Source organism: Arthrobacter sp. Y3223164 (assembly GCF_059091005.1).
In genome coordinates this window covers 1-9,533 of the sequence record NZ_JBNHGF010000079.1, presented here as the reverse complement: position 1 = coordinate 9,533, position 9,533 = coordinate 1, and the positions used below count along the sequence as shown (strand labels likewise).

The window sequence follows — 9,533 nt, the reverse complement described above, 5'->3', positions numbered from 1 at the left end:
GATCCGATGACGGCGCTGCCGGAGGTTCCCGGTCCACCGGGAAAGCCCGGGCCGGCCGGTGCGCCGGTGCCGTTCTGGAAGGCCAGGGCCACCGCTCGGGCGCGTTCGTCGGCGGCTTCGTTCAGCCTGTGTCCGGCGTGGCCCTTCACCCACTCGAACTCGTAGCTGCGGCCCTTGATCGCGGCGTCGATGTCTTTGAGCAGGTCGACGTTCAGCACTGGCTTGCCGTCGGCCTTCTTCCAGCCCCGCCGCTTCCAACCCGGCATCCACTTGGTCACGCAGTTGATCACGTACTGGCTGTCACACAACACGCGCAGGTGTTCCTGCGGCAGGTGCGCAGTGGCCCGGAACAGGTCCAGCACAGCCATCAGCTCGCCCTGGTTGTTGGTGCCGTGTGGCCAGCCCCCGGCAGCCCACGCGGTGTCGTCGATGTACCAGGCCCAGCCAGCGGGTCCGGGGTTGCCGAGCGCGGAGCCATCGGCGGCAGCAGTGATAGTCATAATCTCCATCTTTTCAGATCCGGCCACCGTTCCTGGCGGTGCGCGGGGCACGTAGCCTACATTCCTGGCCCTAGGCTGGGCACGTGGCAATACTCATCGATCCTCCGCTCTGGCCCGCGCATGGCACCCACTTTTCCCATCTGGTCTCCGACACGTCGCTGGCCGAGCTGCACCGCTTCGCCGCGGCAGCCGGGATCCGCGAGCGGGCCTTCGACCGGGACCACTACGATGTGCCGGCCAGCCGCTACGCCGAGCTGGTCAGGCTGGGTGCCGTCGAAGTCAGCGCCGGTGACCTGACCCGCCGGTTGCAGGCGAGCGGGTTGCGGGTACCGGCCCGTCAGCGCCCGGAGAGGCTGCGCAGGGTGCTGCTCCGCCGGTGGAACGAGATGCTGCCCGGGCAGGAGAACCTCGGCCGCGACCTGCTGGACCGTTGGGGAGAACCGCACCGCCACTACCACGGCCCCGGCCACCTGCTGGCTGTCCTGGAGGCGCTGGAACAGCTCACTGCCCCGGCCGGGTCCGTTCCCCGGCCGCGGGCAGTATGGTTGGCGGCGTGGTTCCACGACGCCGTCTACAACGGCCGGCCCGGCGTCGACGAACAGGAATCGGCTGATCTCGCGGCTGCCTGCCTGCCGGCCGCGGGCTGCAGCGGCGAGGAGACGGCCGAAGTGGTCCGGCTGGTTCTGCTCACGGCCACCCATTCGCCCGGCCCGCAGGATCGGACCGGTGCCCTGCTGTGCGACGCCGACCTGTCCGTCCTCGGCGGAACGCCGGCGGAGTACCGCAGCTATGTCCGGGACGTCCGCAAAGACTATGCGCACGTGCCCGACGCCGACTTCGCCGCCGGGCGCACCGCCGTCGTCCGTGGTCTGTTGGCGCTGGATCCGCTCTACCGGACCCCGTCCGCCCGGGAGAAGTGGCTGGAGCATGCCCGGCACAACCTCGCCGCCGAGCTGGAAGCCTGGCACGAGAGGCCCGACTGGCTCGCTGCGGAAAGGGGTTAAAGGCCGCGAGGCGCGGCTCCCGTGACGGGAACCGCGCCTCGCTGAACCGTGGCCTGCTGTCAAGCCGAGGTGGTGGCGGGGAAGCTTAGAAGCCGCCCATGCCGCCCATCTCGTCGCCGCCCGGCATGGCCGGAGCGGCCTTCTCCGGCTTGTCGGCGACAACGGCTTCGGTGGTCAGGAACAGGCCGGCGATGGAGGCCGCGTTCTGCAGGGCAGAGCGGGTCACCTTGACCGGATCGTTCACGCCCGCAGCCAGCAGGTCCTCGTAGACACCGGTGGCGGCGTTCAGGCCGTGGCCGTCGGCCAGGCCGCGGACCTTGTCGGCCACGACGCCCGGCTCCAGGCCGGCGTTGAGTGCGATCTGCTTCAGCGGAGCGTCGATGGCAACCTTGACGATGTTGGCGCCGGTTGCTTCGTCGCCTTCGAGGTTGAGGTTGGCGAACGCCTTGGCGCCGGCCTGGATCAGGGCCACGCCGCCACCGGCGACGATGCCTTCCTCAACGGCAGCCTTCGCGTTGCGGACAGCGTCCTCGATGCGGTGCTTGCGCTCCTTGAGCTCGACCTCGGTTGCGGCACCGGCCTTGATGACTGCAACGCCGCCGGCCAGCTTGGCCAGGCGCTCCTGCAGCTTCTCGCGGTCGTAGTCGGAATCGGAGTTCTCGATCTCGGCACGGATCTGGTTGACGCGCCCGGCGATGGCGTCGGCTTCGCCGGCTCCTTCGACGATGGTGGTCTCGTCCTTGGTGACAACCACCTTGCGGGCCTGGCCCAGCAGGTCCAGGGTGGCGTTCTCCAGCTTGAGGCCGACCTCTTCGGCGATGACCTGGCCGCCGGTCAGGATGGCGATGTCGGCCAGCATGGCCTTGCGGCGGTCACCGAAGCCCGGAGCCTTGACGGCCACGGACTTGAAGGTGCCGCGCATCTTGTTCACGATCAGGGTGGCCAGGGCCTCGGCCTCGACGTCCTCGGCGATGATCAGCAGCGGCTTGCCCGACTGCATGACCTTCTCCAGGATGCCAACCAGGTCCTTCACGTTGGAGATCTTGGAGTTGACGATCAGGATGTACGGATCCTCGAGGACCGTCTCCTGGCGCTCTGCGTCGGTGACGAAGTATGCGGACAGGTAGCCCTTGTCGAAGCGCATGCCTTCGGTGAGCTCAAGCTCCAGGCCGAAGGTGTTGGACTCCTCGACCGTGACGACGCCTTCCTTGCCCACCTTGTCCAGGGCCTCGGCGATCAGCTCGCCGATCTGCGGATCTCCGGCGGAGATCGACGCGGTAGCGGCGATCTGTTCCTTGGTCTCGATTTCCTTGGCGGAAGCGATGAGCTCGGCGGTGACGGCGTCAACAGCCTTCTCGATGCCACGCTTCAGGCTCAGCGGGTCGGCGCCGGCAGCAACGTTGCGCAGGCCTTCCTTGACCAGGGCCTGGGCCAGGACGGTGGCGGTGGTGGTGCCGTCACCGGCGACGTCGTCGGTCTTCTTGGCGACTTCCTTGACCAGCTCGGCGCCGATCTTCTCGTACGGGTCGTCCAGCTCGATCTCCTTGGCGATGGAAACACCATCGTTGGTGATCGTGGGGGCGCCCCACTTCTTCTCGAGCACGACGTTGCGGCCACGCGGGCCGAGGGTTACCTTAACGGCGTCAGCGAGGGTGTTGAGTCCGCGCTCGAGGCCGCGGCGGGCCTCTTCGTCAAATGCAATGATCTTTGCCATAGCGGCTTACGTCCCTTCTGGACAATAGACACTGGACGCAGCTTTTGACGGCTGCTGGCCACCTGCGGTGCCCGCGACGGACGGCTCACGACGACGGCGGATTCGGTACGCCGCGCCGCTCACCTCACCGAGGTGGCGGGTTTCACTCCCTACGGGCTTTCTTAGCAGTCAGCCCGCGAGAGTGCTAACTCAATAATTAGCACTCGCAGGTGTCGAGTGCAAGCTGTTGGGCCTGCCGGATGACGCGCTTCTCCGGCCGAGATCCCCCTGAGCACCCCCGGGCCAACAATCAGGGTGGACCCCCATGGAAACGACAGGCCCCTCCCGCGTAGATTGGCAGGCAAGACAGCGCACGCGAACAATCGGCCCGGCACCGGGCACAGGTCGGAGAACCATGTCTGAATCACCGGACGAGAAGAACACCAGCAACCCCACCGAGCCCCTGGCACCGGGCACCAACCCGACTAGGCCGCTCGGCGGACAGTCGCCGTACGGCGCAGCGGGACAGCAATACCCGCAGCCCGGCCAGCCGGGTTACGGGGCTCCGGGGCAACAGCAGCCGGGCCAGCAGCCCTTCGGCCAGCAACCGTACGGCGCCCCGGGACAGCCATACGCGCAGCCCGGCCAGCCGGGCCAGGGCCAGCCCTACGGGCAGCAGCAGTACTACGGGGCTCCCCCGGGCTACTACTATCCGGAACAGAAGTCCCGGCTGATCGGCGGGCTGCTCGGCATCCTGCTGGGCGGCCTGGGCGTCCACCGGTTCTATCTGGGCCACGTCGCCATCGGCGTGGTGCAGATTGTCGTCACGTTCCTGACGTTTGGTTTCGGCGCCGTCTGGGGGTTCGTCGAGGGCATCATGATCCTGGTCGGGGCAGAGCCGTTCAAGCGCGACGCCCGCGGGATCCCGCTCAAGGAGTAGCCCGACCGGCGCGACGAACCGGCGCGACGAACCGGCGCGACGAAACCGGCGGCGGAGGCACCCCAGCCTCCGCCGCCGTCGTCATTGCGGGTCTGCTACGGGGCGACCCGGACCTCTTCTGCCTGCGGACCCTTCTGGCCCTGGCCGATCTGGAACTCTACGCGCTGCCCCTCATCGAGGGAACGGTAACCATCCATTTGAATAGCGGACCAGTGGACAAAAACATCGGAATTTTCTTCGTCCACGGTGATGAAGCCGTAGCCCTTTTCCGCGTTGAACCATTTGACGGTTCCCAGCGCCATAGCGTTCTCCATACTCAGTAGTTCCAGCCTGCCGTGTACGGTTCAGCGGCAGGATGGTTTCACCTTAACCGCGCAGCGGGGTGAAGTGAGCTACCGCACACTTAAATGTTATTGAGGCGTAACCGAAATTCCGCTTTGAGGCCGCTCCGCATGGGTAATAGGGCTACGGCGCCGCGGGCAGTTGGCGGCCCGGCCGGCGCGCAATCCAGGCGCACGGCCTATTGGGGGCCCGGCCTGGCGAATGCCTTACTGGCAGCCGGGCCCAGCGCCACCTTGGCGGCGCGGCGAGGAGAATGCCTTACTGGCAGCCGGGCCCAGCGCCACCTTGGCGGCGCGGCGAGGAGAATGCCTTACTGGCAGCCGGGCCCAGCGCCACCTTGGCGGCGCGGCGAGGAGAATGCCTTACTGGTAGCCGGGTCCCAGCGCCACGGTGACGTACTGCGAGACGTTGCCGTTTTCCTGCATCGCACTGATGCCCAGCAATTGGCCGAGGGCCCGCGCGTTGGCTTCCTGGCCCGGGTTGTAGAAGATCACCGAGCCGGCGAGCGGGGCACCGCCCCAGTTGTCCACGACCGCGATCGACCAGCCGTCCGCCTGCACCCGCTGCGACACGGTGCCGGCCAGCCCGGTCACGCCGGTGCCGTTGAGGATCATCACCGGGTCCTGCTTGTTGACCGCCGCGGCCTCTTCCGTGGGTTCCTCGGCTGGCTCCTCGGTCGGATCCTCGGTGGGCTCTTCCGTTGCCTCCTCGGTCGGCTTCGCGGCGGCGGTCGCTTCCGGCTCGGCGGTTTCGGTTTCCTGCGCCGTTGGCGTGGGCGAAACGCTGGCAGCGGGGGCGGCCTGGCCGGCGGCCGTGGTCGAAGATCCTCCGCCTCCCAGCAGCGGAAGCACGAAGAACGACAGGGCGCCAACTGCCAGCGCCAGTACCGCGGCCAGGACGATCAGGCCCAGGCCGTTGGACTTCGGCGTCGCCATCCGTGCGCGGTGCACACCGTGGCGGTCTGAAGTTTCAGGGACCTGGTCGAACTCATCCCGGGGGTACTTGCTCATCGCTTTCAGTGCATCCTTGTGGTGGCGAAACGGAAACCGGCCTACCAGGCCGTCCCGGATCTAGGCGTCGGTGCCCAGCCGGCGAGCAGTGCGCGCGCGCTGGCGGGACGTACGTAGTCTACGCAATCTCTTCACCAGCATCGGATCGTGCGCCAACGCATCCTCGGTGTCGATCAACGCATTCAGGATCTGGTAGTAGTGCGTGGCGGACATGTCGAACAGTTCGCGGATGGCCTGTTCCTTGGCTCCGGCGTACTTCCACCACTGCCGCTCCAGAGCCAGCATGCGCTGGTCGCGTTCGCTCAGCGGGCTGGCGTCGTCAACCTCGGCCTCGAGTGAAAAGGCACTGGCCTCGGCCGAACCCGCCACAACACACCTGCGCTTCCTAGTACTTGCTGACAGCAATCAATACCTCCCCCATGATAAAGGCGAATCACAGGCATGTCATTCACCGCCCCGGGCCGGTCCCGGCCCGGCGGGCGGCGTGCGCGACCGGATTGCCTGCCGGCGGGTGGTTTCCGCAAAGATGGAACTGTGAACTACGACGACGGTGCCCTCTTTCCGCTGCCAGCCCACCCGCCCGCCGCGGACCTTGGCGCCCCGTACCCGTTTGCCTCGCCCCGGGAGCTCTCCGCCGTGATTCATCCCGAGTGGGCCGAGGTTCTTGCTCCCGCCGAACCCCTGCTCTGGGACCTGGCCGCCTACCTCGACGGCGAGCGCGCCGCCGGAAAAACCTTGCTGCCCGCGCCGGCCAACGTGTTGCGGGCATTCCAGCGCCCGCTGTCCAAGGTCAAGGTCCTGATCGTCGGCCAGGACCCCTATCCCACGCCGGGACACTCGATCGGACTGGCCTTCGCCGTCGAACGGCACGTGCGTCCGCTGCCGCGCAGCCTGGCCAACATCTACCGGGAACTGCAGATGGACCTGGGCATCCGGCCGCCCCAGCACGGAGACCTGAGCGCCTGGAGCGACCAAGGCGTGCTGATGCTTAACCGCGCGCTGACCGTAGAGGAGGGCAAGGCCGGCTCCCACCGCAACAAGGGGTGGGAGCAGGTCACCGAACTCGCGGTCCGGGCGCTGGCCCAGCGCGGCGGCCCACTGGTGGCACTGCTCTGGGGCCGCGAAGCCCAGCAGTTGGCTCCGGTACTGGAGCAGGTGCCGCGGATCGAGACCGTGCACCCCAGCCCCCTGTCGGCCTCCCGCGGATTCTTTGGGTCGCGGCCCTTCAGCCGGGTTAACGAATTGCTGGCCGCCCAAGGCGCCGAACCGGTGCACTGGGAGCTGCGCTGAGCCGCGTCGTGCAGCCGGGCCTGAGCCGCGTCGTGCAGCCGGGCGACGTGGGCTGCCGGCTGGCAGACGCCGGAACGTTTTGTCCATGTTTTGCGCGCAGCTCCGGCGTCGCCGCAGGTCAAGGCCTTAACGGTTTCCAAGACATGGACAGTTTCGGCCAAACGTGGACAGCCGGGACCTTGCCCGGACCGCTGAGGCCAAGGGGTTCGCGGTGGGGGTCCGTGCGTTCCTGGGCGCGCGTGTGACCTTTAACATCCGCAAATTGGGATTACCCGACCGGTGGATTAGGTTCTCCTCAGTAGCAGTTTCCCTTCGTCAGGAGTAGTGCAGGATGCAGACACAACCGGCAGCAGCCCCGGCCCGTGCGGGACGGAGCGCTCGGCCGCCGCGGGTGCAGACGAATCTCCAGGTGACGCGCACCGAGTGGATTTCACAGCACATGGTCCGGGTCTACGCCGGCGGCGAGGCGTTCGATTCGTTCGCCGAACGGTTTGCCGCCAAGGACGCCACCGACCAGTACATCAAGATCATCTTCCTGGACCCCGCGCTCGATGTGGAACTCCCGGTCAACGTCGCGGAGCTGAAGGAAACCCTTCCGGCCGACAAGCTGCCCGTCACCCGCACCTACACCGTGCGCCGGCTGGACCGCGACACCCGCGAAGTCGTGGTCGACTTTGTGGTCCACGGCGACGAAGGCCTCGCCGGACCCTGGGCCGCGCAGGCCAAGCCGGGCGACTGGATGATGTTCAACGGCCCCGGTGGCGCGTACCGGCCCGATCCCGACGCCGACTGGTACCTTTTGGCCGGCGACGACGCGGCGCTGCCGGCAGTTGCCGCCGCCATTGAGGCACTGGCTCCGGACGCGCGCGGCCATGCCTTCCTGGAAGTGGATTCCGAGGCGGACGTGCAGGAGCTGGGCGCTCCGGCCAACCTGGAAATCCACTGGCTGTTCCGGCGCGGCCAAACGCCCGGGACCGCTACCCTGCTGCGCGACGCCATAGCCGGCCTGGACTGGCCCGACGGCCGCGTGGATGCATTCGTCCACGGCGAGCGCGACGAGGTGAAGTCCCTGCGCGATGTCCTGTTCAAGGACCACGGGTTGTCCCGCGACCAGGTCTCCATCTCGGGTTACTGGGCCTACGGCCGGGCCGAAGACGCCTTCCAGGCGGAGAAGCGCACGCCGGCGGGCCAGATCTTCCCGGAGAACTACCCGGCCTGAGCCGGGATCGCCGGGGGCTTTCTGCAACGATCCACCGGCGGACGGCGCCCACCGGGCGCCCATCCCCGACGCCCACCCCGGCCCCCGGTGCAGGGCAACCCATCCCGCACCCGGTGGATCCGGCGTCCTTAGCGGCGCCGGGCCCGCCGGTTTTCGTTCGAGCCCAGCCCCTTGGTGAACGGCCGGGCCAGGTTGTCGCCGAGCACGGTACCGCCGGCGATGGCCAGGATCACCGTCAGCGCACCGAACAGCCCCAGGATGCCGTTGAACGGCGCCTCCGAATTGACGGTCAGCTCGAAGATGGACCGGAACACGGACAGCCCGGGCAGCAGGAACAGCACGGCCGGCACCGCCACCACCAGCTGCGGCGAGCCCATCCGCAGGCCCACGATGCGCCCGAGGAACCCGATCACCACCGCCCCGACGGCGGGGCCGATCCGGTCGCCGATCCCCGCCCACACCGCGAGATCGTAGATCAACAGCCCGACCAGCCCGACGGCGGCCGTGGGCAGCAGCATGTTCAGCTTGGTCTGCTCGGTCATGCTGAGGGCAATGGTTGACACGACGAGCAGCAGCGCCCGCACCACGTAGGGGTACTGGCCCTGGCCCTCCACAAAGACTTCGGGCAGGCTGACGCCGAGCATCGAGCCGCCCACCAGCCCCACGGCGACGCCGGCGGCAATCGCAGCGAAGGTAAAGAAGGCCGAGAGATAGCGTCCCGACGCGGTGACCGGGAAGCCGTTGATCGCATCCTGGGTGGCGGAGACCAGCCGACCGGTCGGCAGGAGGAACAGGATGCCGCCGGCAATCACCAGCGACGGGCTCATCGGCACGTGCAGCGTCCAGAACAGCAGCGCCATGACGGTGGCCAGGCAGGCGCCGATGCCGGTGATGAAGAAGTCCGGCATCCGCCATTTGCTCAGCTTCCGCCCGACCAAACCCATCAGCACGGTGGAGATGCCGCCCACCAGGGCCGCGAAGACGCTGCCGCCGAGGAAGGCAATGATGAAGCCGGAGAACACGCCGCCGGCCGCGATGGCCATCCACCGGGCGAAGGGCTTGGGGCGCGAGGTGATCTCCTGCAGCCGTTCCTTCGCCTCGCTGCGCCCCACCCCGCCGTTGACGATGTCGGTGACCAGTTCGTGCACCAGGGACAGGCCGGCGTAGTTGTTGGTCCAGGACCGCACCACCCGCATCACGGTAATGGGAATCGTGTCCGGTTTGGCGTAGTTGATCACCACGGACTGGTTGGTGATGTCCACGTCGATGTCGCTGAGCCCGAAGGCCGCGGTCACGGCGATGATGCTGGTTTCCACCTCCAGCGCGCCGGCCCCGTAGCGGAACATGGTTTCCGCCACGTCCAGGGCAAAGTCCAGCGTGATGCGGGCGGAGGCATCGACCCCGGCCGTCTGGATCATCGGGTTCGCGTAGGGGCTGCCGGCCAGCCTCTCGACGATGCTCATCGGCGCGGTGGGCGGCGCCTCGCCCTGCACGAGCTTGCGCAGCATCCGTCGGGCCGCCGCGTTCGAGCGCGA

The 9,533-nt window shown here is 67.9% G+C and carries 10 protein-coding genes; 4 read left to right on the top strand and 6 right to left on the bottom strand.

Features of this window, described 5'->3' with window-relative positions; genetic code table 11:
• Positions 1-500: ribonuclease H family protein (locus tag AC5RUJ_RS06435; RefSeq protein WP_494155685.1), on the bottom strand; the 500-nt coding region annotated here is incomplete at its 3' end.
• 83 nt (positions 501-583) lie between these two features.
• Between AC5RUJ_RS06435 and AC5RUJ_RS06430 the strand changes: the two genes are divergently transcribed.
• Positions 584-1,504 carry a DUF4031 domain-containing protein gene (locus tag AC5RUJ_RS06430; RefSeq protein ID WP_494128683.1) on the top strand — a complete coding sequence of 307 codons (921 nt, stop codon included), beginning with the start codon at positions 584-586 and terminating at the stop codon, positions 1,502-1,504.
• 85 nt (positions 1,505-1,589) lie between these two features.
• On the opposite strand, the gene groL is transcribed toward AC5RUJ_RS06430, so the two are convergent.
• Positions 1,590-3,218: a chaperonin GroEL gene (gene groL, locus AC5RUJ_RS06425; protein ID WP_494014691.1), complete on the bottom strand. Its 1,629-nt coding sequence runs from the start codon at positions 3,216-3,218 to the stop codon at positions 1,590-1,592.
• A gap of 394 nt (positions 3,219-3,612) precedes the next feature.
• Here groL and AC5RUJ_RS06420 point away from each other — a divergent pair, with 394 nt between their 5' ends.
• Positions 3,613-4,137 carry a TM2 domain-containing protein gene (locus tag AC5RUJ_RS06420; protein ID WP_494128682.1) on the top strand — a complete coding sequence of 175 codons (525 nt, stop codon included), beginning with the start codon at positions 3,613-3,615 and terminating at the stop codon, positions 4,135-4,137.
• A gap of 95 nt (positions 4,138-4,232) precedes the next feature.
• Here AC5RUJ_RS06420 and AC5RUJ_RS06415 read toward each other — a convergent pair whose 3' ends face one another.
• From AC5RUJ_RS06415 to AC5RUJ_RS06405, 3 genes are all read right to left on the bottom strand, one after another.
• Positions 4,233-4,439 carry a cold-shock protein gene (locus tag AC5RUJ_RS06415; RefSeq protein ID WP_127515201.1) on the bottom strand — a complete coding sequence of 69 codons (207 nt, stop codon included), beginning with the start codon at positions 4,437-4,439 and terminating at the stop codon, positions 4,233-4,235.
• A 402-nt stretch (positions 4,440-4,841) separates the two neighbouring features.
• Positions 4,842-5,489: a LytR C-terminal domain-containing protein gene (locus tag AC5RUJ_RS06410; RefSeq protein ID WP_494128681.1), complete on the bottom strand. Its 648-nt coding sequence runs from the start codon at positions 5,487-5,489 to the stop codon at positions 4,842-4,844.
• A gap of 60 nt (positions 5,490-5,549) precedes the next feature.
• Positions 5,550-5,858, bottom strand: a complete 309-nt coding sequence (locus AC5RUJ_RS06405) for a DUF3263 domain-containing protein (protein ID WP_127515197.1) — start codon at positions 5,856-5,858, stop codon at positions 5,550-5,552.
• 165 nt (positions 5,859-6,023) lie between these two features.
• On the opposite strand from AC5RUJ_RS06405, the gene AC5RUJ_RS06400 reads away from it, so the two are divergent.
• Together AC5RUJ_RS06400 and AC5RUJ_RS06395 are read left to right on the top strand one after the other, a co-directional pair.
• Positions 6,024-6,779, top strand: coding sequence for a uracil-DNA glycosylase (locus AC5RUJ_RS06400; protein WP_494128680.1), 756 nt, complete (start codon positions 6,024-6,026; stop codon positions 6,777-6,779).
• 331 nt (positions 6,780-7,110) lie between these two features.
• Positions 7,111-7,998: a siderophore-interacting protein gene (locus AC5RUJ_RS06395; protein ID WP_494128679.1), complete on the top strand. Its 888-nt coding sequence runs from the start codon at positions 7,111-7,113 to the stop codon at positions 7,996-7,998.
• A gap of 128 nt (positions 7,999-8,126) precedes the next feature.
• Here the strand turns inward: AC5RUJ_RS06395 and AC5RUJ_RS06390 are convergent.
• On the bottom strand, positions 8,127-9,533 hold a 1,407-nt coding region (locus tag AC5RUJ_RS06390; RefSeq protein ID WP_494155684.1), incomplete at its 5' end, for a threonine/serine exporter family protein.